Annotated in this window: 22 protein-coding genes, 1 other RNA gene and 1 riboswitch; of the genes, 13 read left to right on the forward strand and 10 right to left on the reverse strand. The window is 71.1% G+C overall.

What is annotated here, in order from left to right:
* Nucleotides 1–61: 61 nt before the first annotated feature.
* The 8 genes from cbiB to ACSQ4M_RS25920 form a co-directional block, all read right to left on the reverse strand.
* A complete protein-coding gene (gene cbiB / locus ACSQ4M_RS25885; protein ID WP_436192264.1) occupies nt 62–967 on the reverse strand; it encodes an adenosylcobinamide-phosphate synthase CbiB in 906 nt (301 codons plus the stop codon).
* Nucleotides 964–1,533, reverse strand: a complete 570-nt coding sequence (cobO, locus tag ACSQ4M_RS25890; RefSeq protein ID WP_436192265.1) for a cob(I)yrinic acid a,c-diamide adenosyltransferase — start codon at nt 1,531–1,533, stop codon at nt 964–966. The genes cbiB and cobO overlap by 4 nt, the downstream gene beginning before the upstream one ends.
* Nucleotides 1,534–1,543: 10 nt before the next feature.
* On the reverse strand, nt 1,544–2,305 hold the full coding sequence (locus ACSQ4M_RS25895; protein WP_436192266.1) for an ABC transporter ATP-binding protein: 762 nt from the start codon (nt 2,303–2,305) through the stop codon (nt 1,544–1,546).
* A 721-nt stretch (nt 2,306–3,026) separates the two neighbouring features.
* On the reverse strand, nt 3,027–4,001 hold the full coding sequence (locus ACSQ4M_RS25900; RefSeq protein ID WP_436194069.1) for a FecCD family ABC transporter permease: 975 nt from the start codon (nt 3,999–4,001) through the stop codon (nt 3,027–3,029).
* A 20-nt stretch (nt 4,002–4,021) separates the two neighbouring features.
* Nucleotides 4,022–4,888 carry an ABC transporter substrate-binding protein gene (locus ACSQ4M_RS25905; protein WP_436192267.1) on the reverse strand — a complete coding sequence of 289 codons (867 nt, stop codon included), beginning with the start codon at nt 4,886–4,888 and terminating at the stop codon, nt 4,022–4,024.
* On the reverse strand, nt 4,885–5,445 hold the full coding sequence (locus tag ACSQ4M_RS25910) for a bifunctional adenosylcobinamide kinase/adenosylcobinamide-phosphate guanylyltransferase (protein ID WP_436192268.1): 561 nt from the start codon (nt 5,443–5,445) through the stop codon (nt 4,885–4,887). The genes ACSQ4M_RS25905 and ACSQ4M_RS25910 overlap by 4 nt, the downstream gene beginning before the upstream one ends.
* Nucleotides 5,433–6,767, reverse strand: coding sequence for a cobyrinate a,c-diamide synthase (locus ACSQ4M_RS25915; RefSeq protein ID WP_436192269.1), 1,335 nt, complete (start codon nt 6,765–6,767; stop codon nt 5,433–5,435). Before ACSQ4M_RS25915 ends, ACSQ4M_RS25910 begins: the two co-directional genes overlap by 13 nt.
* Entirely contained in the window at nt 6,752–8,632 is a 1,881-nt protein-coding gene (locus tag ACSQ4M_RS25920; protein WP_436192270.1) for a TonB-dependent receptor domain-containing protein, read from the reverse strand. The genes ACSQ4M_RS25915 and ACSQ4M_RS25920 overlap by 16 nt, the downstream gene beginning before the upstream one ends.
* 68 nt (nt 8,633–8,700) lie before the next feature.
* A riboswitch (cobalamin riboswitch) is annotated at nt 8,701–8,935 on the reverse strand.
* Between the two features lie 39 nt (nt 8,936–8,974).
* Between ACSQ4M_RS25920 and ACSQ4M_RS25925 the strand changes: the two genes are divergently transcribed.
* The 10 genes from ACSQ4M_RS25925 to ACSQ4M_RS25970 all read left to right on the forward strand — a co-directional run bounded on the left by ACSQ4M_RS25925 (nt 8,975) and on the right by ACSQ4M_RS25970 (nt 16,885).
* The gene (locus tag ACSQ4M_RS25925; protein WP_056674026.1) at nt 8,975–9,235 is read left to right on the forward strand and encodes a cell division protein ZapB; all 261 of its coding nucleotides are present in this window, start codon (nt 8,975–8,977) and stop codon (nt 9,233–9,235) included.
* Nucleotides 9,232–9,546: a cell division protein ZapA gene (locus ACSQ4M_RS25930; protein ID WP_436192271.1), complete on the forward strand. Its 315-nt coding sequence runs from the start codon at nt 9,232–9,234 to the stop codon at nt 9,544–9,546. The genes ACSQ4M_RS25925 and ACSQ4M_RS25930 overlap by 4 nt, the downstream gene beginning before the upstream one ends.
* Before the next feature lie 64 nt (nt 9,547–9,610).
* Nucleotides 9,611–9,790, forward strand: a non-coding RNA gene (gene ssrS / locus ACSQ4M_RS25935) — 6S RNA.
* Between the two features lie 28 nt (nt 9,791–9,818).
* The gene (locus ACSQ4M_RS25940; protein ID WP_436192272.1) at nt 9,819–10,628 is read left to right on the forward strand and encodes a sulfite exporter TauE/SafE family protein; all 810 of its coding nucleotides are present in this window, start codon (nt 9,819–9,821) and stop codon (nt 10,626–10,628) included.
* Entirely contained in the window at nt 10,625–11,467 is an 843-nt protein-coding gene (locus tag ACSQ4M_RS25945; RefSeq protein WP_436192273.1) for an SAM-dependent methyltransferase, read from the forward strand. The genes ACSQ4M_RS25940 and ACSQ4M_RS25945 overlap by 4 nt, the downstream gene beginning before the upstream one ends.
* A 214-nt stretch (nt 11,468–11,681) precedes the next feature.
* Nucleotides 11,682–12,647, forward strand: coding sequence for a choice-of-anchor A family protein (locus tag ACSQ4M_RS25950; RefSeq protein WP_436192274.1), 966 nt, complete (start codon nt 11,682–11,684; stop codon nt 12,645–12,647).
* A gap of 44 nt (nt 12,648–12,691) precedes the next feature.
* On the forward strand, nt 12,692–13,651 hold the full coding sequence (locus tag ACSQ4M_RS25955) for a glycerophosphodiester phosphodiesterase family protein (protein WP_436192275.1): 960 nt from the start codon (nt 12,692–12,694) through the stop codon (nt 13,649–13,651).
* Between the two features lie 33 nt (nt 13,652–13,684).
* On the forward strand, nt 13,685–14,959 hold the full coding sequence (locus ACSQ4M_RS25960) for a putative DNA modification/repair radical SAM protein (protein WP_436192276.1): 1,275 nt from the start codon (nt 13,685–13,687) through the stop codon (nt 14,957–14,959).
* Nucleotides 14,946–16,394, forward strand: a complete 1,449-nt coding sequence (locus ACSQ4M_RS25965; protein ID WP_436192277.1) for a UdgX family uracil-DNA binding protein — start codon at nt 14,946–14,948, stop codon at nt 16,392–16,394. Before ACSQ4M_RS25960 ends, ACSQ4M_RS25965 begins: the two co-directional genes overlap by 14 nt.
* Nucleotides 16,391–16,885 (forward strand): flavodoxin family protein, encoded by a 495-nt coding sequence (locus ACSQ4M_RS25970; protein ID WP_436192278.1) that lies wholly within the window; start codon nt 16,391–16,393, stop codon nt 16,883–16,885. Before ACSQ4M_RS25965 ends, ACSQ4M_RS25970 begins: the two co-directional genes overlap by 4 nt.
* Before the next feature lie 19 nt (nt 16,886–16,904).
* Here the strand turns inward: ACSQ4M_RS25970 and ACSQ4M_RS25975 are convergent, their stop codons facing one another.
* A complete protein-coding gene (locus ACSQ4M_RS25975) occupies nt 16,905–17,807 on the reverse strand; it encodes a LysR family transcriptional regulator (protein WP_436192279.1) in 903 nt (300 codons plus the stop codon).
* Between the two features lie 115 nt (nt 17,808–17,922).
* Between ACSQ4M_RS25975 and ACSQ4M_RS25980 the strand changes: the two genes are divergently transcribed.
* The 3 genes from ACSQ4M_RS25980 to ACSQ4M_RS25990 all read left to right on the forward strand — a co-directional run bounded on the left by ACSQ4M_RS25980 (nt 17,923) and on the right by ACSQ4M_RS25990 (nt 20,196).
* The gene (locus tag ACSQ4M_RS25980; RefSeq protein WP_436192280.1) at nt 17,923–18,789 is read left to right on the forward strand and encodes a pirin family protein; all 867 of its coding nucleotides are present in this window, start codon (nt 17,923–17,925) and stop codon (nt 18,787–18,789) included.
* Nucleotides 18,790–18,864: 75 nt separating this feature from the next.
* Nucleotides 18,865–19,491: an isochorismate family cysteine hydrolase YcaC gene (ycaC, locus tag ACSQ4M_RS25985; RefSeq protein WP_436192281.1), complete on the forward strand. Its 627-nt coding sequence runs from the start codon at nt 18,865–18,867 to the stop codon at nt 19,489–19,491.
* A gap of 15 nt (nt 19,492–19,506) precedes the next feature.
* Nucleotides 19,507–20,196 carry an isochorismatase family protein gene (locus ACSQ4M_RS25990; RefSeq protein WP_436192282.1) on the forward strand — a complete coding sequence of 230 codons (690 nt, stop codon included), beginning with the start codon at nt 19,507–19,509 and terminating at the stop codon, nt 20,194–20,196.
* A 21-nt stretch (nt 20,197–20,217) separates the two neighbouring features.
* Here the strand turns inward: ACSQ4M_RS25990 and ACSQ4M_RS25995 are convergent, their stop codons facing one another.
* Entirely contained in the window at nt 20,218–20,550 is a 333-nt protein-coding gene (locus ACSQ4M_RS25995) for a hypothetical protein (protein WP_436192283.1), read from the reverse strand.
* Nucleotides 20,551–20,563: the final 13 nt, after the last annotated feature.

Genomic DNA, 20,563 nt, shown 5'->3' on the forward strand with positions numbered 1-20,563 from the left:
CCATATCGATACCGGTTCCCCACGGAACGGAAAAGCCTGATGCGGTGATGCGCTGTACGCATCACAGCAGCAGCGCCGCCAGCGCGCCCAGCAGCACACCCGCGGTGGCCACGGCGCGCCCGGCCAGTTGCAGGGCATACGCCACATCGGCAGCCAGCGGCGCCCTGCCCTGGGCATTGAGCGCGTAGACGCCGGGCTTGCGCAGCCGCACGCCCAGGCGCAGGGCCATGGCCGCCATGGGCCAGCCGCTGTTGGGCGAGCTGGTGCGGCGGGCCTCCACCGCCAGCGCGGCATGGGCGCGCAGCGGGCACAGCAGCCAGGCCGTGGCGCGCGCCGGCACCCAGCCCAGCACGTCGTCGGCCCGCGCGGCCCACTTGCCAGCCCATTCCCAGTCGCGCCCGCCGCGCACGCAGCGGTAGCCCCACATGGCGTCGGCCGTGTTGGCGAACCGGAACACCGCGGCGCCCGGCAGGCCGGCCACGAGGAACCAGAACAGCGGCGCGACCACCGAGTCGTTGAGGTTTTCGGCCAAGGATTCGATGGCGCTCTCGCGCACGGTGCCGGCGTCCAGCGGCGTCACGTCGCGGCTGACCAGCATGGCCAGCCGTGCCCGCCCCGCTGCGAGCGACTGGCCCAGCGCGGTCTCCACCGCCTGCACCTCGTCGTGCAGCATGCGCCAGGCCAGCATGGGCTTGAGCGCCAGGCCCAGCAGCAGTGCGGCGGCCCAGCCGGGCAGCCAGGCCAGCACGGCCCATTGCAGCGCCGCCGCCAACGCGCCGACCACCAGCGCACCCGCGCACCAGGCCAGCGCGCCGGCCGCGAAGGCAGCGCGGGGCGTCTGCGGCAGCCGCCGGCCAGCCCACCCCAGGTAGCGGCCCATGGCCACGACCGGGTGCAGCGCGGCCGGCGGTTCGCCCCACAGGCGGTCCACCAGCAGCGCGATCCACAGGGCCGCAGCGGCCGTCAATCCTCGATGCCGCGCTGGGCCGGGACGCCGGCCTTGAACGCGTGCTTGATGAGCGTCATCTCGGTCACGGTGTCAGCCAACGCGATGAGTTCGGGCGGACAGCGCCGGCCGGTCAGCACCACGTGCACATCCTTCGGGCGTTCGCGCAGCGTGGCCAGCACGTCGTCCAGCGGCAGCCAGCCGTAGACCAGCGGGTAGGTGATCTCGTCCAGCGTGACCATGAAGTACGCGCCCGACAGGATGGCGGCCTTGGCCTTCTCCCAGCCCTCGCGGGCGAGCTGGCCCGAGCGTTCCAGGTCCTGGCTTTTCCAGCTGAAGCCGTCGCCCAGGCCCTCGATGGGGATGCCCAGCTGCTCGAACATGCGGTGCTCGCCGAAGCGCGCGGTCGGCACCTTCATGAACTGGTAGACCTTCACGCGCTTGCCGCGGCCGTGCGCGCGCAGCGCCAGGCCGAAGGCGGCCGTGCTCTTGCCCTTGCCGTCGCCGGTGTTGACGATGACGATGCCGCGGCGCTCGCCCTCGGGCTTCTCGTAGGGCTTGGTGGTGGGTGGGGTTTCGATCTGCATGGGGGAGTTTTCAGCGGGAGATGGTGATCCATTGGCCGGCGACGGAATGGACCGCGACGCGCTGGGCGAATACGGCCTCCAGCGCGCGGTGCGTGGCGGCGTCGCTGCTGGCGCCGTGGTGCACGATGCGGCCGGCCTCGACGATGACCAGCGCATCGGCCTGCAGCGCGGCCGGCAGCTCGTGCAACACGCTGACCACGGTGCGGCCGGCGCGTGCCAAGGCGCGTGCCATGGCCAGCCAGTCGGCCTGGTGCGGCGGGTCGAGGTTGGCCAGCGGTTCATCCATCAGCAGGATGGGCGCCTGCACGGCCAGCGCGCGCGCCAGCAGCACGCGCTGGCGCTCGCCGCCCGAGAGCCGGCCCAGCGGGCGCGCCGCCCAGTCCAGTGCGTGCGTGGCGCGCAGGGCTTCTTCGACGGCAGCGTGGTCGGCCGCGCCTGGCGCGGCCAGCCAGGCGCGGTGCGGCAGGCGGCCCAGCATCACCACGTCGTAGACCGAGAGGTCGTCGGCCGCGGCCTCGTTCTGGCCCAGCCAGGCGATGCGCCGGCCGCGCTCGCGCCCGCCGTAGGCCGCCAACGGCCGGCCATCGAGCAGCAGTTCGCCGGTGCTGGGCAGCAGGCCCGCCAGCGCCTTGAGCAAGGTGGACTTGCCGGCACCGTTGGGGCCGACCACGGCGGTCCAGCAGGCCACCGGCAGCCGCAGGTCCACGCCGTGCAGCACCTCGACCAGGCCCTGGGAGGCGCGCAGATTGCGGGCTTCGAGCGTGGTGATCACGTCTCGTCTCCAAATACCTGGGCCGAGCGCAGCGATGGCCCGTATGTGACCCCGCTCCCACCCCTGTGCCCACGCCGAGGAGCGCAGTGGCCTGGGCGGCGCGGGGAACCTCGCGCTTTGTTGACTGACTCATTGCACTTGTTCGAGCTGAGTGAGCGCAGCGAACGGTGCGAGTTGTGCAATGCGCCCAGGCCGCGAGCACCGCAGGTTGCCCGGAGCGCCAGCGCAGGGACGGGGGCACCGGGGCCGCCTTCTCTTTGGTTACTTTCTCTTGGCGGGACAAGAGAAAGTGACTGCGCTGCCGGGCGCATATCCCGGCTCCAGGTGCTCGCGCGAAAGCAGTGTGTTCTATCGAAAACTACGTCTGATCGAGGTCCAGAGGCGGGGATTTCGCCCCCGCACGGCGACTGACTTTTCTTGGCAATCGCCCAAGAAAAGCAAGCAAAAGAAGGCGACCCCGGTGCCCCTGTCCCTGCGCTAGCGCTCCGGGCAACCTGCGGTGCTCGCGCCATGGGCTGCATTGCGCAACTCATGCTGTTCACTTCGTTCACTGCATTCGAACAAGCGCAATGAGTCAGATGTTGAAGCGCGAGGTTCCCCGCGCAGCCCATGGCACTGCGCTCCTCGGCAGGGGCACAGGGGAAATGCCGATCCGGGCCATCGCTGCGCTCGGCCTCGCGCTCGGGCCATTGCTGCGCTCGGCTTGGGGTCATTTCTGCGCTCACAGCACACCGCCTCGCGTGCGCTGGCGCATCAGCCACAGCAGGTAGGTGCCGCCCAGCACCGCCGTCAACACCCCCACCGGCAACTCCTGCGGCGCGATCAGCCAGCGCGCCAGGATGTCGGCCGCCAGCAGCAGCACGCCGCCCATGCCCGCGGCCAGCAGGATCAGCCGGCCGTGCGTGACCTTGACCAGCGAGCGCGCCAGGTGCGGCGCCGCCAGGCCGACGAAGGCGACCAGGCCGGTCTGCGCCACGGCCGCGCCCGTCGCCAGGCCCAGCGTGGCGACCAGGGCCATGCGCATGGCGGGCAGCGGAATGCCCAGGCTGGTGGCCGTGGCCTCGCCCAGGGCCAGCGCGTCCAGCGTGGGCGACAGCGCCCAGGCCACCAGCGCGGCCAGCGCCAGCGGCACAGCCATCAGCACGCAGGCCGACCAGCCCACCGTGCTGGTGTTGCCCAGCATGAAGGCCTGCAACGCCTGCATGATCTCGGGCGAGAGCAGCATCAGGAGCGAGGTGAAGGCGCTCAGCACCACGCCCACGATCACGCCGGCCAGCAGCAGGCGCAGTGTGTGCTGCACACCCTGGGCCAGCGCCAGCGTGAGCAGCACACCGGCCACGGCGCCGACGAAGGCCGCGCCGGCCAGGCCCATGCGTGCGATCCACGACAGCGCGAACGGCGAACCGCCCAGCGCCGCCATGCTGGCCGCCACGCCCAGCAGTGCGCCCGAGCCGCTGCCCAGCAGGTAGGGGTCGGCCAGCGGGTTGCGGAACAGGCCCTGGGCGATGGCACCGGCCAGGCCCAGCAGCGCGCCGGCCAGCCAGGTGCCCAGCGTGCGCGGCAGCCGGATGTCGCGCACGATCTGCCAGCCCATGGGATCGTCCTGCAGCCGCCAGGGCCAGTCGAAGCCGGTGCTGCCGACGCTGGCGCCGAACAGCGCGAGGGCCGCGGAGAGCAGCGCCAGCGCAAGGGCCAGCCATGTCGCACGCCGCTGGTTCACGGCGCCTTGGCCTTCAGGCAATCCACCATCACCCGCGCGGCCTGGTCCATGCGCGGGCCGGGCCGCACCACGATTTCGGCGTCGTCCAGCGAGAACAGGCAGATGCGCTGCTCGCGCACCGCGCGCATGGCGCGCCAGCCCGGGTAGTCGATCTCGGCCTGCATGGTGCGGTTGGCCAGCATGATGAGGTCGGGGTCGGCGCGCACCACGTACTCGGGGTTGAGCTTGGGAAACGGGCCGAGCGCGGCGGGCACCACGTTGGCCACGCCCAGGCGCGCCAGCGTCTCGCCGATGAAGGACGCCGCGCTGGCCGCGTAGGGGCCGCGGCTGACCTCGATGTAGACGCGGGCACGGCGCGCATTGGCGGGCAGCGCGGCGGCGGCCGCGTTCAGGCCTTCGTCGATGCGCTGCCACACGCCAGCCGGTGCGCTGTCGGGCAGGCCCAGCAGCCGGCCCACGGTGCCGAGCACGCGGCGCACGTCGGCATGGTTCTTGGGCTCCAGCACCACCACCTTCAGGCCCAGGCCGCGCAGGCGCTCGGCCACGCGGCCGCTGTGCGAGACCAGCACCAGGTCCGGCCGCGTGCGCACCACGGCCTCGATGTGGGGGTCGACGCCGCCGCCCAGCTGCGGCAACGCACGCACCTCTGGCGGCCAGTTGGAGAAGCGGTCCACGCCGACCAGCCGCGCACAGGCGCCGAGCGCGCAGACGGTCTCCGTCAGCGAAGGCAGCAGCGAGACGATGCGCGCGGGCGGCGCGTCCAGGTGCACGCGCGCGCCGGTCTCGTCGACGACCTCGTAGGCCGCGGCCAGCGTGCTGCAGCAGCAGGCCAGCGCCAGCAGCAGCAGGCGGAACACGTTCATGCCGAGTCGTCCTTCAACACCAGCGGCAGGCCCGCGGCCATCAGCGTCACGCGGGCGCAGCAGGCCGCCATGCGCTGGTTCAGCGTGCCCAGCGCGTCCACGAAGGCGCGCACCTCGCGCCCCATGGGAATCACCCCGAGCCCGATCTCGTTGCCCACCAGCAGCAGCGGGCCACGCGCGCCGCGCACAGCCTGCTCCAGTGCCTGCTGCGCGGCTTCGAGGTCAGCGGCGCTGCAGGCCGGGCCGGCCAGGGGCATCAGCCGGTTGGTCAGCCACAGCGTGAGGCAGTCCACCACCAGCAGGGTATGCGGCGTGCCGAGGGCCGTGATGGTCTCGGCCAGCCGCAGCGGCTCTTCCACCGTGGCGAGGCCCGGCACGCGCGCGGCGCGGTCGCTGCGGTGGCGCGCGATGCGTGCGCGCATCTCTGCATCGTGGCCGGATGCGGTGGCGATCAGCACGGCGCTGCGCCCGGTGTCGCCGGCCAGCCAGTCGCGCGCCAGCAGTTCGGCGCGGCGCGACTTGCCGCTCTTCTGGCCGCCCAGGATCAGTTCGGCCATGTGAACAGGGCGGCCGTCGCGGCCGGTGAGGACGCGAACCAGGCGTGGAAATAGCTCGCGCGGATGCTGCCCTGCTGCAGCAGGGCCTCGCCAGCATCCGGCGCAGGCGCCTGGCCTGGACGCGACGTGCGCGCGCCAGGTGTCAGCGGCGTCGCGCAGGTGGAGTAGTGGAAGGTGTGGCCGCGGAGCAGGCCGGCCGGCAGCGCCAGTTGCTGCGGCCCCAGCGCCGCGAGCCGCGGCTGCATCTGCACGCGGCCGGGCAAGAGGCCCCACAGCGCGTGCGCCTGCCCTTGGGTGTCCACCAGGGTGTCGAACAGCGCCATCATGCCGCCGCATTCTGCCCAGACCGGTTTGCCCGCATCCACGTGCGCCTGCAGGCTGGCGCGCAGGCCGGTGTTGGCCGACAGGCGGGCTGCATGCAGCTCGGGGTAGCCGCCGGGTAGCCACAGGGCGTCGCAGGCCGGCAGCGCGGCGTCGGCCAGCGGCGAGAAGAAGCGCAGTTCCGCGCCGAGTGCGCGCAGGCAGTCCAGGTTGGCGGCGTAGATGAAGCAGAAGGCCGCGTCGCGCGCGACGGCGATGGTCCGGCCCGCCAAGGGCCGGCCGGCCGGTGCGGCGGCTGATGGACTGAAGTCCACGGCCCAGCGCTGCAGCGCGGCCGCGTCCATCTGCCCCAAGGGTGTGGTGGCCAGCGCATCGGCCGCGGCATCGAGCCGGGCCATGGCGTCGTCGAGTTCGGTCGCCACGGTCAGGCCCAGGTGGCGCTCGGGCAGCGTCATGCCCTCGTCGCGCGGCAGGCCGCCCAGCCAGTCGGCCGGCTCGCGCAGGCCGGCCCGCAGCAGCTGGGCATGGCGCGCACTGGCCACGCGGTTGGCCAGCACGCCGGCCCAGCGCAAACCCGGCTGGTAGTGCTGCAGTCCGAAGGCCAGCGCGCCGAAGGTGTTGGCCATGGCCGCAGCGTCGACCACGGCCAGCACCGGCAGATGGAGGCGGCGCGCCAGGTCGGCCGCGCTGGGCTCGCCGTCGAACAGGCCCATCACGCCTTCGACGATGACCAGGTCGGCCTCGCCCGCCGCCGCGTGCAGCCGCGCGCGGCAGTCGTCCTCGCCCGTCATCCACAGGTCCAGCTGGTGCACGGGCGCGCCGCTGGCCTGCGTGAGCCAGAACGGGTCGAGGAAGTCCGGCCCGCACTTGAAGGCGCGCACGCGCCGGCCCTGGCGCGTGTGCAGCCGTGCCAGCGCGCAGGCCACGGTGGTTTTGCCCTGGCCCGAGGCCGGGGCCGCGACCAGGATGGCCGGGCAGCGCTGGTTCAGTTCGGCGCCCACTTGAGTCCGACCCACAGCGTGCGGCCACCCGTGTCGTATAGCCGCGCGGTCTCGTACTGCTTGTCGGTGAGGTTGTCCACGCGTGCGCTCAGCGTGAAGTCGCGTGCGACCGGGGTGCTGGCGTGCAGGTTGAACAGCGTGTAGCCGCCCAGTGTGTACACGCTGCCGCCGAAGTCGTCGTACTCGCGGCGCTTGCTGGACAGCTGCGCCTCGGCGCCGAGCGACCATCCGGCGACCTGCGTGTCCGCGCCCAGCGTGGCGAAGCGCTTGGCGCGGCGTGCAAGTTGCCGGTCCTTCTCCAGGTCCCTGGGGTCCTGGAAGTCGACGGAGGCGCGCAGCCGCACATTGGCGATCTGGTGCTGGCCCGCCAGCGTGATGCCCTGGTACTGCGCCCGGTTCACGTTCTGGTAGCAGCCCCAGGACGAGGCGCAGGCACCGGCGCCGTCGATGTAGTCGATCATGTGGCGCACGCGGTTGCGGTAGACCGTCACGCTGGCGCTGCTGGCGCCTTCGGTCCAGCGCAGGCCGGCTTCGATGTTGCGGCCTTCTTCGGGCTGCAGGCTGGCCGAGCCGTATTCGCTGAAACGCTGGTACAGCGTGGGCACCCGGAACGAGGTGCCGGCCGACACGGTCGCACGCAGCGCGCGCGTGATGGCGTAGCCGTAGGCCGCGCTGCCGGTGGTCTTGCCTCCGAACTCGCTGTCGTCGTCGCGGCGCAGGTGCAGCTGCAGCGCATGCGGGCCGGTGTTCAGGCCGTAGCCCAGCGCCAGTGCGTTCTGGCTGCGGTCACGGTCGATCGGGTCGTTGCGCAGGCTGTCCTCGCGGCGCTCCAGCGTGGCCGACCACGTGTGCACGCCAAGGCGGTATTCGTTTTGCCACAGGTAGCCGCGCAGGTCGGTCTCGGTGCGGTAGAAGGACGGCGTGGTGGCGTAGCGCGCGTGCGAATCGGTGAGCTGCAGCCGCGTGCTGTAGGCCTCGGTCCACTGGCTGGACAGGGTCACGCCTGCGGTGCGCAGCCGGTTGTGGGTGCGGTCGTCCTGCGGACTGGCCGGGTTGTAGGAGAAGGAATCGTCGTACTGCGATTCCAGCTGGCTGGCCAGCAGCGTGGCGTCGATCCGGTGCGCCTTGTTGATCTGCAGGCCCAGGCGCGCGTTGCCGGACAGGCGCTCGTAGCCGTCCTTGTCCGGGTTCGTTGCGCTGTCGAAGGCGCCGCGCAGCCGCGCCGGCATGGCGTCGAAGCCGCTGCTGCGCTCCTTGCTCACGCCCAGGGCGTAGTCGATCGCGCTGTCGGTGCCGGCACGGCCGCTGATGCCGCCCTCGGCGCGCCAGCTGCCGTGGCTGCCGCCCCCCACGCCGATGAAGGGCGCGGGCTTGCCGGCCTCGCCCTTCTTCGTGAACAGCTGCACCACGCCGCCGACTGCGTCCGAGCCGTAGACCGCGGCGGCCGGGCCGCGCAGAACCTCGATGCGGTCGAGCTGCGACAGCGGAATCTGCTCCCATTGCACACCGCCGGTGGACTGCGAGTCCAGCCGCACGCCGTCCAGGTAGACCAGCGTGTAGCGCGATTCGGCGCCGCGCACGAACACGCTGGTGGTGCCCCCCGGGCCGCCGCTGCGCGCGAACTGCACGCCGGGCAGGCGCGCCAGCAGGTCGGCCACGCCGATGGCGCCGCTGCGCTCGATGGCTGTGCGGTCGATGATGGACACATCGGCCACGAGGTCGGCCAGTGGCCGGGCGCTGCGCGTGGCGGTGACCACGGTGTCCTGCAACGCAGGCTGGCTTTGCGCCGTGGCAACGAGCGGCCAGCAGGCGGACAGGGCCAGGGGGAGCGCAGCCAGGCGCACGTGGGACGAAGAGAACTTCATGGAAGCAGAACCCGAATAAACCACCCGCGCCAGCTTCCCCGCCGGCGATGGGCACACAGGCTGCGCAGCGCGCAGCCACCTCGTTGGCCGGTATCCGGGCTGGCGGCGCACACTCCAATGCCTTCCCACGAGCAGGGCTCGCAGTGGCGTCGTGATGGAGGAGAAGCCCGTGGAGGGCTTCGGCCGCTTACCGTTGCGGGGGCAGCGCAGGTTAGATGGCGCGTGTGGGGCGGCACCCTCCTGCTTCCCGTTGAACCGCGGCGCGTGAACCACGCCGCGAGCACCAACGGCGCGGATTCTACGGGCCGGCCAAGCCGCGTGCCTCCTACAATGCGCCCCGCCATGGACCAAGCCACGCAAATCCAGCAGATCGCCGAACGCACGGAGCGGCTGCTGGTCCGCCACCGTGAACTGCAGCGCACCAATGCGCTGCTGACCGAGCAGGTCGCGCTGCTCACGCACGAACGCGATTCGCTCAAGTCGCGCCTGGGCGCGGCCCGCGCCCGCATCGACGCCCTGCTCGAACGTCTGCCCGAATCGGTCACGGTCGCACCGGCTCCGGCCTACCGCAAGGACGGCCAGGACGTGGGAGACCTGCCATGAAGCAGATCGAAGCCAAGATCCTCGGCCAGACCTACCTGCTGGGCTGCCCGGACGGCGGTGAGCAGCGCATGCTCGAGGCCGTGCACCGCGTGGACAGCGCCATGTGCGCGATCCGCGACGCCGGCAAGATCCGCGCGCGCGACCGCATCGCGGTGCTGGCCGCGCTGAACCTCGCGTTCGACCAGACCGAGCCGCCTCCCGCGAACACGGCCGGTGTCGCGACCGCCGCGTCTGTGCCCGCCGATGCGCAGCTGGCCGCCATCCTCGCGCAGCTCGACGCGGCGCTGGGTGACGACGGCAGGCTCCTGTAAAGCCTCAACACCGCACTCTGTACGTTCTTTGCGCAACCGAGTCCGCACATTCGTCCTAGAATGAAAGCGTCTGCGGTGCGCACCGGGCTTTTATGTCCTTGAACCAATGCTCATATGAGCACGGGCTTGGAACATTTCCTGGGGAGCGTGAACGTCTCGCGTCAGATGATCCCAACTCCGGGCTGACCTCGCCCACCTGAACCGCCGGTTCAGGCTGCGGCTCGGTGGCACTTGCAGACACCTTTTTCCTCTCCCTCCCCGCCCCCCTTTCCATGTCGCTGGTGCTGGTGATCGAGCTCGTGCTGCTGGGCGTGGGCAGTGGCTTTCTGGCGGGTCTGCTGGGCATCGGCGGCGGCATGCTGATGGTGCCGTTCCTGACCTTCCTGCTGTCCAGGCAGGGCGTGGGAGCCGACCTGGCCGTGAAGATGGCGATCGCCACCTCGATGGCCACCATCATGTTCACCGCGATTGCCAGCGTGCGCGCGCACCACAAGCGCGGCGCGGTGCGCTGGGACATCGTCAAGACGCTCGCACCCGGCATCGTGCTGGGCAGCCTGGTGGCCAGCCTCGGGGTGTTCGCGTTGCTCAAGGGCGCTTACCTGGCGATTTTCTTCGGCCTGTTCGTGGGCTTCTCGGCCACGCAGATGTTCCTGGACAAGAAGCCCAAGCCCACACGCCAGCTGCCCGGCACGCCGGGCCGGCTCGCCGCCGGCGGTGCCATCGGCTTCCTGTCGGGCCTGGTGGGCGCAGGCGGCGGCTTTGTCAGCGTGCCCTTCATGGCCTGGTGCAACGTCGCCATCCACAACGCGGTGGCCACCAGCGCGGCGTTGGGCTTTCCGATCGCCGTGGCCAACGTGGCGGGCTACCTGGTGGCCGGCCAGGGTGTGGCCGAGCTGCCGCCCGGCGCGCTGGGCTATGTCTGGCTGCCCGCGCTGGCCGTGATCGCGCTGGCGAGCTTCTTCACCGCGCCCTACGGCGCGCGCGCCGCGCATGCGCTGCCCGTGGCCATGCTCAAGCGCGTGTTCGCCGGCATGCTGTATCTGCTGGCCGCCTACATGCTCTACAAAGGTCTGACCGCTTGAACGCACTGCTCCGCTCACGCATCGCCGCCATCGGCCTGGCCGCCGCCGCCCTGTTCGGCGCGCCCGCCCAGGCACTCGAAGAAGTTCCCTTCGTCACCTCACCCGACAACGTCACGCTGGAGATGCTGCGCATCGCGCAGGTCGGACCGCAGGACCGTGTGATCGACCTGGGTTCGGGCGATGGCCGCATCGTGATCGTGGCCGCGCAGCGCTTCGGCGCCAGCGGCCTGGGCGTGGAGATCGTGCCCGACCTGGTGCGCCAGAGCCAGGAGAACGCCCGCATCGCCGGTGTGGCCGAGCGCGCGCAGTTCCGCGTCGAGGACATCTTCCAGACCGACCTGTCGGGCGCCAGCGTCATCACCATGTACCTGCTGCCCGATGTGAACCTGGCGTTGCGCCCCAGGCTGCTCGCGCTCAAGCCTGGCACGCGCATCGTCTCGCACGACTGGGACATGGGCGACTGGAAGCCCGACCAGACCACGGTGCTGCCCGTGCCGGACAAGAAGGTGGGCCTGGACAAGACCAGCAAGGTGCAGCTGTGGACGGTGCCGGCCCAGGTGGACGGCTTGTGGTGCGGCGCTGGCATGCTGCAGGGCACGCAGTTCGCCGTGCAGCAGAAGTTCCAGGAGTTCACGGCGACGATGACGCGCGGCCAGCGCGTGCGCTCATACGAGGGCCGCATCCAGGGCGATACCCTGCATTCTCTGCCGGGTGCGCGCACGCAGATGCAGCTGCGTCTGCAGGGCGACCAGTTGGTGCTGGCACAGGCCGATGGCGCGCTGGGCCTGCTCAAGGGCGCAGCCCTCACGCGTGCCAACGGCGCAGGCTGCGCGGACTGATCCCTGGGCGGACCGCCCCGCTGTTGCGCCGCAGCCGCAGCCGCGGGTGTGACGTAGTTGCGCAAAACGCGGGCCATTCGCATGGCGCCGTGAACTACTCGGCAGTTTGCCCGCGGCCCCTGCAGCGGCCACAGAATTTGTTTGAATTGCTGAACACAATCCTGCTCACTCGCTCAGTTTTACGCCGGTTTCGGCACGAGTTTCAGGATTCAGAATGTTCAAATCGTCTCGCCTTCTGCTCGGTTTCGCCGCCCTCCTCGGTGCTTCGACGGCCTTCGCCGCGCCGGTCGACCTGGGCCTGGCCAGCGCCTACAGCCTGGTCAGCTTTGGCGACTTCAAGAGCAACAACAACAGCATTGGCGGCAACGTCGCCGTCGCCGGCGATTTCGCGGCCAATGGCTTCGCGCTGAACGGCAAGAGCCTGGTCGTCGGCGGCGACCTCGCCTACCGCAATGGCTCCATCGCCGGCAACGCCTATGTCGGCGGCACGCGCGACACCCAGGGCATGAGCATCAACGGCCAATGGCTCTCCGGCGAGGCGCCGCTGGGCTTCGCCGCCCTGGCTCAGCAGATGGGCAGCCTGTCCAGCGGCCTGGCGGGCCTGGGCGCCACCGGCAGCAGCCAGAGCCAATGGGGTGGCCTGTACCTGTCCGGCACGCAGAGCGCGGTCGAGGTGTTCCAGCTCACCGCCAGCGACTTCACCGGCAACGGCTGGAGCAACCTGGCCAACCTGGCGTACGGCAGCACCCTGATCTTCAACATCGGCGGCAGCAACTTGACGCTGTCCAACGGCATGCTGGGCGGCCTGTCCGGCTACAACGTGCTGCTGAACTTCTACGAAGCCCAGAGCATCACCTTCGCCGGCATCGCGCTGGACGCGAGCATCCTGGCGCCCAACGCCACGGTGAAGGGCGGCAACGGCACCATCAGCGGCAACGTGGTGGTGGGCGACTGGCAGGCGCAGCTGACGCTGCCGGGCACGCGCAGCTTCCAGGCCACCGAGGTGGCCGCCTACAAGCTGCCCGAGCCGATCCAGCCCGAGCGCCCCGACGTGGTGCCGGTGGCCACGCTGCCCGGCGAAGCCGTTGCCGAGGTGCCCGAACCCAGCCAACTGGCCCTGTTCGCGGTCGGCCTGGCCATGCTCTGCATCGCCACGCGCCGGCGCAAGCTGCTGGCTTGAAGCCCTTGGCGGAGGCGCCGCAGGCCGTGCCCTAACATGGGGCCATGCGAACTCCCCTGGTTTCCCGCCGCACCGCGCTGGCGCTGGCCGCGGCCAGCTGCCTGCCGGTGCATGCCGAGCGCAGGAAGCGCTGGCCCACGCGCGACGGTGCCGCGCCCCTGGTCATCGCCCACCGCGGCGCCTCCGGCTACCTGCCTGAACACACGCTGGCCGCCTACGAGCTGGCCGTGCGCATGGGCGCCGATTGCATCGAACCCGACCTGCACCTCACGCGCGATGGCCAGCTGGTGGCCATGCACGACGCGACGCTGGAGCGCACCACCGACGCCGCCACCCGTTTCGGGGCGCGCAACGGCGGCTGGCGCGTGGCCGACTTCTCGCTGGAGGAAATTCGCCAGCTGGCGATGCGGCCGCAAGGCAGCGCCGCACTGAGCGTGGCCGGCTTCAAGCCCAGCAGCGCCCATCCGCTGCGCGTGCCCACGCTGGAGGAGATCATCGGACTGGTGCGCCGGCTGGAGGCCGAAGGCACGCGTGCCATCGGCCTGTATCCCGAAGCCAAGCAAGCCGGCCCGCGCCTGGCCAGCCACCTGCTCAACGTGCTGTCGGCGGCGGGCTACGTGGGCAGCGACAAGGTCTTCCTGCAGTCCTTCGACGCCGACACGGTGCGCGGACTCGGCCGGCGCCAGCAGGCGCTGGGCCTGGGCTACCGCCTGGTGCTGCTCAGCGGTTCGGCGAACCGCCTGCTGGCCATGGACCTGGCCCAGATCGCGGGCTTCGCAAGCGGTGTCGGCGTCAACATCCGCGGCGAGGGCATGTCGCGCAGCTTCATCGCGATGGCGCACGCGGCCGGCCTCACGGTGCACGGCTACACCTTCAACGAGGCGCGTGCGGCCAGCGCCCTGCCCGAGTACCGCAAGTTCATGGGCTGGGGCATGGACGGGGTGTTCAGCAACTACCCCGACCTCGCGCTGCAGGCGCGCGCGGCGGAAAGCCACTTCGTTTGATGCTGTTTTTTTACCCAGTATCATGGCCCTGCCATGGAACTGGACCGCAAGCTCGCCATCCTCGCCGACGCCGCCAAGTACGACGCCTCCTGCGCGTCCAGCGGCACGGCGAAGCGCGACTCGGTGGGCGGGCGCGGCATCGGCTCCACCGAGGGCGCCGGCATCTGCCACAGCTATGCGCCGGACGGCCGCTGCATCTCGCTGCTCAAGGTGCTGCTGACCAACTGGTGCCTGTACGACTGCCTGTACTGCGTGAACCGCGTCAGCAGCAATGTGCCGCGCGCGCGCTTCACGACCGCGGAGGTGGTGCAGCTCACGCTGGACTTCTACCGGCGCAACTGCATCGAGGGCCTGTTCCTGTCCTCCGGCATCATCCACAGCCCGGACCGCACCATGGAACTCGTGGTCGAGGTGGCGCGCAGCCTGCGCGAGGACCACGACTTTCGCGGCTACATCCACCTCAAGACCATTCCCGAGGCCCATCCTGAGCTGCTGGCCCGCGCCGGCCGCTACGCCGACCGCCTGAGCATCAACATCGAGCTGCCGACCAGCGAAGGCCTGGTGGCGCTGGCGCCCGAGAAGGACGGCCAGGCCATCCGCCGCTCGATGGCGCGGCTGCGCGTGCACATCGACGACGCCAAGGGCGAACGCACGGCAGCGCGGCCCACCTCGCTGCCCGCGGTGCGGCCCCGGCCGGCCGAGGCGCCGCGCTTCGCGCCGGCCGGCCAGAGCACGCAGATGATCGTCGGCGCCGACGCCGCCACCGACAGCAGCATCCTCGCCACCAGCGCCACCCTCTACGGGTCCTACCGGCTGCGCCGCGTCTACTACTCGGCCTTCAGCCCCATCCCCGACGCCTCGCGCCAGCTGCCGCCCGCCGCGCCACCGCTGGTGCGCGAGCACCGGCTCTACCAGGCCGACTGGCTGATGCGCTTCTACGGCTTCGCGCACGACGAGATCGCCGGCGGCAGCGACGGCATGCTGGCGCTGGACATCGACCCCAAGCTGGCCTGGGCGCTGGCGCACCGCGAGCGCTTCCCGGTCGACCTGAACCGCGCGCCGCGCGAGCTGCTGCTGCGCGTGCCGGGCCTGGGCGTGAAGTCGGTCGACCGCCTGCTGCTGGCGCGCCGCCTGCGCGTGCTGCGCGTGGACGACCTGGGCCGCCTGGGCGTGCCGCTGCGCAAGCTGCTGCCCTTCGTGAGCGTGCCGGGCGCCACCGCGCGCGGGCTGGACAGTGCGCAGCTGGCGGCCCGGCTGCGGCCCCCGCCGCGCCAGGCCTCGCTGTTCGATGCCCATGCGGACGCTTGAACGGGTGCATGCGGTGCGGCTGGCCGCGCCCGACGACCTGGCCAGCTTCAAGGCCGCGGTGCGCCGCCTCGTTGCGCAGCAGCTGCCGCCCGAGGCCGTGCAATGGCAGCTGGCCGACGCAGGCGACCTGTTCGACGACGGCCCCCACGCGCCGCAAGCCGCCACCGCCGCGCCGTTCCGCCTGCCAGCCGACATGGTGGCGCTGCTCGAAAGCGCCGCGCTGCACCGCGACCCGGGCCGCTTCGCGCTGCTGTACCGCCTCGTCTGGCGCCTGCTGGCCGAACCCGGCCTGCGCGAGGACCCGCTCGACGCCGACCGCCTGCTGGCCGAGCGCATGGCCCGCGCGGTGCGGCGCGACATGCACAAGATGACGGCCTTCGTGCGCTTTCGTCCGCTGCACGGTGGCCGGCACGTGGCCTGGTTCGAACCCGAGCACCACACGCTCATCGCCACCGCCCCCTTCTTCGCGCGCCGCTTCGCGCAGATGCACTGGGCCATCCTGACGCCCGAGCGCAGCGCCCATTGGGACGGCCAGGCGCTGGCCTTCGGCCCCGGCGCGCGCCGCGAGGACGCGCCCGGCCCCGATGCCGGCGAGCAGCTCTGGCTGACCTACTACGCCCACATCTTCAATCCGGCCCGGCTCAAGCCCGCGATGATGCAAAAGGAGATGCCGCGCCGCTACTGGAAGAACCTGCCCGAGGCCCAGCTGATCTCCCCGCTCATGCACGCGGCGGCGCAACGCAGCGGCCGCATGCTCGAAGAAGCCGCCAGCGATCCGCAGCACCGCCGGCCGGCCGCCTCCATCGCGCTGCGCCTGGACCAGCGCCCGGCCGAGACCGCCGCGCCCGACACGCTGGCCGCGCTGCGCCTGGCCACGGCCCAATGCCGCGACTGTCCGATCGGCCAGCACGCGACCCAGGCCGTGCACGGCGAAGGACTGCCGGGGGCGGCCCTCATGCTGGTGGGCGAGCAGCCCGGCGACCAGGAAGACCTGCGCGGCCAGCCCTTCGTCGGCCCGGCCGGCCAGTTGCTGCGGCGTGCGCTGGAGCAGCTGGGCTGGCCGTCCGAGGCGCTGTACCTCACCAACGCCGTCAAGCACTTCAAGTACGAACTGCGCGGCAAGCGCAGGCTGCACAAGACCGCCGGGCAGAAGGAGGCCGCGATCTGCAGCCAGTGGCTGGAGCGCGAGATCGGCCTGGTGCGCCCGCGCGCGGCCGTGGCGCTGGGCGCCACCGCAGCGCGTGCGCTGCTGGGCCGTGCCGTGCCCATCGGCGAGACGCGCGGCCAATGGCTGCGCCGTGCCGACGGCCTGCCCGTCCTGGTCACCCTGCACCCGGCAGCGCTGCTGCGCATGGACGCGCCCGACCCCGAGTCCGCCTTCGCCGGCTGGCTGGCCGACCTGCGCGCGGCCGCGCCTATCATGGCCGCCCCATGAAGAAGACGCTGCTGATCGTCCACCACAGCATGACCGGCGGCACGGCGCAGCTGGCCCAAGCCGCACTGCGGGGCGCGCAGACCGAGCCCGGCGTGGGCACGCGGCTGCTGCGTGCGGAGCAGGCCGGCCCCGACGACCTGCTCGCAGCCGATGGCTACCTGTTCGCCACGCCCGAGAACCTGGCCGCCATCGCAGGCCTCATGAAGGACTTCTTCGACCGCTGCTACTACCCGGTGCTGGACCGCATCCAGGGCCGGTCCTACGCCACGCTGGTCTGCGCCGGCAGCGATGGCAGCAACGCGGCGCGGCAGATCGCGCGCATCGCGACGGGCTGGCGGCTCCAGGCCGCGGCCGAGCCGCTGATCGTCTGCACCCATGCGCAGACGCCCGCGCAGATCCTCGCGCCCAAACAGATCGGCGCGGCCGACCTGCAGCGCGCCGAGGAACTGGGCGCAGGGCTGGCCGCGGGCCTGGCGCTGGGCGTGTTCTGAAGCGCAGGCAGGCGCTGCTTCAGTCCTCGTCCAGCGCCTGGAACCGGTCCGCCAGGAACTCCACCAGCGCCCGAACGGCCGGCAGCAGGCCGCGCCGCGAGGCGAACACCGCGTGGATGATCTCGCGCCGCGGCGCCCAGCCCGGGATCACGTGGACCAGCACGCCGCGCGCGATCTGCTCGCGCACCATCATCGAGGGCAGCTGCACCACGCCCACGCCGGCGATGGCCGCCGCCCGCAGCGCCACCATGCCGCGCGTGACCAGGCGCGGCCGGTGGCGCAAAGCCACCTGCGCGCCGTCGGGCCCGACCAGGTTCCACACATGCTCGTGCTGCGGCAGCCCCAAGTCCATGCTCGGCAGGCCCGCCAGATCGGCCGGCACCGCGGGAATCCCGCCCGACAGCAGCCGCGGGCAGGCCACCAGGCACTGGCCGCGCTCGGCCAGCACGCGCATCACCAGCTCGCTGTCCTCGATCGGCGGCGGGCGCACGCGGATGGCCACGTCGATGCCTTCGCCCACCACGTCCACGCGGCGGTTGGTTTCCTCCAGGTGCAGCTCCACGCGCGGATGGGCGGCGAGGAAGGCCGCCACCATGTCGGCCACGCGTGTGTCCAGCAGCGCCACCGGGCAGCTCATGCGCACCACGCCGCGCGGCTCCGCATGCGTCAGCGCGATGGCCTCGTCCGCGGCCTCGGCCTGCACCAGCATCGCCTTGCAGTGGCCGTAGTAGGTCTGGCCGGTCTCGGTCACGGCAAAGCGCCGCGTCGAGCGCTGGATCAAGCGCGTGCCCAGGCGCTCTTCCAGCAGCGCGATGCGCCGGCTGAGCTTGGACTTGGGCACGCCCAGCGCCCGGCCGGCCGGCGCGAAACCGCCGTGGTCCACCACCTGCACGTAGTAGTAGAGGTCGTTGAGGTCTTGCATCGTTCAAAAAATAGAACGCTGATGGCAAATATCGGCGACTACCGGGAGCGGCGTTCAAATCCTATTCTCTCTCCATCGGCCAGGACCGGTGTCCTGGCGAAGCAAGGAGATGCACATGAAGAAGATCCTCGGTGTCTACAGCGCCCCCCGTCCGCACTGGGTGGGCGATGGTTTTCCGGTGCGTTCGCTGTTCGGCTACGACGGCCTGGGCAAGCACCTGAGCCCGTTCCTGCTGCTCGACCACGCGGCGCCCACGCCGTTCGCGCCGGCCGCACAGCCGCGCGGCGTCGGCCAGCATCCGCACCGCGGCTTCGAGACTGTGACCATCGTCTACCAGGGCGAGCTGGAGCACCGCGACTCCACCGGGGCTGGCGGCCTGATCGGCCCGGGCGACGTGCAGTGGATGACGGCCGGCGGCGGCATCCTGCACGAGGAGTTCCACTCGCGCGCCTTCACCGCGCGCGGCGGCACGATCGAGATGGTGCAGCTCTGGGTCAACCTGCCGGCCAAGGACAAGATGAGCGACGCGCACTACCAGACCCTGCTGGATGCGCAGATTCCCTCGGTGGCGCTGCCGGACGACGCAGGCCGCGTGCGGGTGATCGCCGGCGCGTTCGATGGCCAACGCGGCCCGGCGCGCACCTTCACGCCGATGGACGTGTGGGACATCCGCATCGCGCAAGGCGGCACGGCCCGCTTCGATGCCCAGCCGGGCCACACGCTCGCGCTGGTGGTGCTGCACGGCACGGTGCAGGTCAACGGCGACACCATCGCCCGTGAAGGGCAGTTGGTGCACCTGGACCGCGCCGGCAGCGGCGTGGCCATCGAAGCCAACGGCGACGCCACCGTGCTGTGGCTGTCGGGCGAACCGATCGCCGAGCCCATCGTGGGCTACGGCCCGTTCGTGATGAACAGCCAGACCGAGATCCAGCAAGCCATGGCCGACTTCCATGCCGGCCGGTTCGGCCGGATGGCGGCCTGACATCCGGCGGCCCCGGCAACGAGGCCGTTTTTTCCGCCCGTTCCGGGCCATTTTGCGACCCCAAGGAGAGACACCATGACCAAACCCTATGTCCGACTCGACAAGAACGATGCCGCCGTGCTGCTGGTGGACCACCAGACCGGCCTGTTGTCCCTGGTGCGCGACATCGACCCCGACAAGTTCAAGAACAACGTGCTGGCGCTGGCCGACATGGCCAGCTACTTCGCGTTGCCGACCGTGCTGACCACCAGCTTCGAGAATGGTCCCAACGGCCCATTGGTACCGGAGCTGAAAAGCCAGTTCCCCGACGCGCCCTACATCGCCCGGCCCGGCAACATCAACGCCTGGGACAACGAGGACTTCGTCAAGGCGGTGAAGGCCACCGGCAGAAAGCAGCTCATCATCGCCGGCGTGGTGACCGAGGTGTGCGTGGCTTTTCCGGCGCTGTCGGCCATCGAGGCCGGCTTCGATGTGTTCGTCATCACCGACGCCTCCGGCACATTCAACGAGATCACCCGCCAGGCGGCGTGGGACCGCATGTCGCAAGCGGGCGTGCAACTCATGAGCTGGTTCGGCGCCGCCTGCGAGCTGCACCGCGACTGGCGCAACGACGTGGAGGGTTTGGGCACCCTGTTCTCCAACCACATCCCCGACTACCGCAACCTGATCACCAGCCACACCATGCTCACCCAGGGCAAGTAAGCACGGGAGACCACCATGACCCCCTCCAATACCATCGCCAACTTCAACGGCGCCCGGCCCGTCATCGACGCCGACAACGCGGCGATGCTGCTGATCGACCACCAGAGCGGCCTGTTCCAGACCATCAAGGACATGCCTTTCACCGAGGTGCGCGCCAACGCCACCACGCTGGCCAAGGTCGCCACGCTGGCGAAGATCCCGGTCATCACCACGGCATCGGTGCCGCAGGGACCGAACGGCCCGCTGATCCCCGAGATCCACCAATACGCCCCGCACGCGCAGTACGTCGCGCGCAAGGGGGAGATCAATGCCTGGGACAACGCCGAGTTCGTGGCTGCCGTGCAGGCCACAGGGCGCCGCCAGCTCATCATCGCCGGCACCATCACCAGCGTGTGCATGGCCTTCCCAAGCATCGCCGCAGTGCATGCGGGCTACCAGGTGTTCGCGGTGCTCGACGCCTCCGGCACCTACTCCAAGATGGCCCAGGAAATCACGCTGGCGCGCATCGTGCAGGCCGGCGTCGTGCCGATGGACACCGCCGCCGTGTGCTCGGAGGTGCAAAAGACCTGGCACCGCGAGGACGCGCTGCAATGGGCCGAGGCCTACAGCGCGGTGTTTCCGCCGTACCAGTTGTTGATCGAAAGCTACGCCAGGGCGCAGGAGGTGGCGAAGAACAAAGAACTTCTGGATTCGCAGCGCGCTTGAGCGCCGCGCACTCGGCGTCGCTCAGCGGGCCGGCACGACGTTGGCCCGGCCGTCGCGCGAAGGCACGGGGTCGGACGAGGTCGGTGGTGGCGGCGCACCCTCGGGTGTGACCACGGTGGCGCGGCCGTCCGGCGTGGTCTGCGGTATCTCCGGCGGCGGCCCGCCGCGCGCGGCATCGCGCCGGCGGCCTGCCTCGCGCACGCAAGCCTCGCGCGCCGGGGCCGACAGCTGGCCGCTGTTGCAGATCGCAAGATCGCTTTGGTACACCTGCTCCACGGTGTTGGTCTGGCCCCAGGCGGACCCCGCGCCCGCGAACGGAACGAGCAGTGCGGCGGTGACCAGAGGCAAACGCATGGAAAGAGTGAGC

The sequence above is a fragment of the Pseudorhodoferax sp. LjRoot39 genome (assembly GCF_964253035.1).
Taxonomy (GTDB): Bacteria; Pseudomonadota; Gammaproteobacteria; order Burkholderiales; family Burkholderiaceae_C; genus Pseudorhodoferax.

Bases quoted from the DNA above. Each gene is read 5' to 3' on its own strand.
- ACSQ4M_RS25940 (WP_436192272.1), top strand. From the start codon at position 9,819: ATGTCGCTGGTGCTGGTGATCGAGCTCGTGCTGCTGGGCGTGGGCAGT.
- ycaC (WP_436192281.1), top strand. From the start codon at position 18,865: ATGACCAAACCCTATGTCCGACTCGACAAGAACGATGCCGCCGTGCTG.
- ACSQ4M_RS25925 (WP_056674026.1), top strand. From the start codon at position 8,975: ATGGACCAAGCCACGCAAATCCAGCAGATCGCCGAACGCACGGAGCGG.
- ACSQ4M_RS25995 (WP_436192283.1), bottom strand. From the start codon at position 20,550: ATGCGTTTGCCTCTGGTCACCGCCGCACTGCTCGTTCCGTTCGCGGGC.
- ACSQ4M_RS25955 (WP_436192275.1), top strand. From the start codon at position 12,692: ATGCGAACTCCCCTGGTTTCCCGCCGCACCGCGCTGGCGCTGGCCGCG.
- ACSQ4M_RS25950 (WP_436192274.1), top strand. From the start codon at position 11,682: ATGTTCAAATCGTCTCGCCTTCTGCTCGGTTTCGCCGCCCTCCTCGGT.
- ACSQ4M_RS25980 (WP_436192280.1), top strand. From the start codon at position 17,923: ATGAAGAAGATCCTCGGTGTCTACAGCGCCCCCCGTCCGCACTGGGTG.
- cobO (WP_436192265.1), bottom strand. From the start codon at position 1,533: ATGCAGATCGAAACCCCACCCACCACCAAGCCCTACGAGAAGCCCGAG.
- ACSQ4M_RS25920 (WP_436192270.1), bottom strand. From the start codon at position 8,632: ATGAAGTTCTCTTCGTCCCACGTGCGCCTGGCTGCGCTCCCCCTGGCC.
- ACSQ4M_RS25910 (WP_436192268.1), bottom strand. From the start codon at position 5,445: ATGGCCGAACTGATCCTGGGCGGCCAGAAGAGCGGCAAGTCGCGCCGC.
- ACSQ4M_RS25965 (WP_436192277.1), top strand. From the start codon at position 14,946: ATGCGGACGCTTGAACGGGTGCATGCGGTGCGGCTGGCCGCGCCCGAC.
- ACSQ4M_RS25975 (WP_436192279.1), bottom strand. From the start codon at position 17,807: ATGCAAGACCTCAACGACCTCTACTACTACGTGCAGGTGGTGGACCAC.
- ACSQ4M_RS25990 (WP_436192282.1), top strand. From the start codon at position 19,507: ATGACCCCCTCCAATACCATCGCCAACTTCAACGGCGCCCGGCCCGTC.
- ACSQ4M_RS25970 (WP_436192278.1), top strand. From the start codon at position 16,391: ATGAAGAAGACGCTGCTGATCGTCCACCACAGCATGACCGGCGGCACG.
- ACSQ4M_RS25960 (WP_436192276.1), top strand. From the start codon at position 13,685: ATGGAACTGGACCGCAAGCTCGCCATCCTCGCCGACGCCGCCAAGTAC.
- ACSQ4M_RS25930 (WP_436192271.1), top strand. From the start codon at position 9,232: ATGAAGCAGATCGAAGCCAAGATCCTCGGCCAGACCTACCTGCTGGGC.
- ACSQ4M_RS25905 (WP_436192267.1), bottom strand. From the start codon at position 4,888: ATGAACGTGTTCCGCCTGCTGCTGCTGGCGCTGGCCTGCTGCTGCAGC.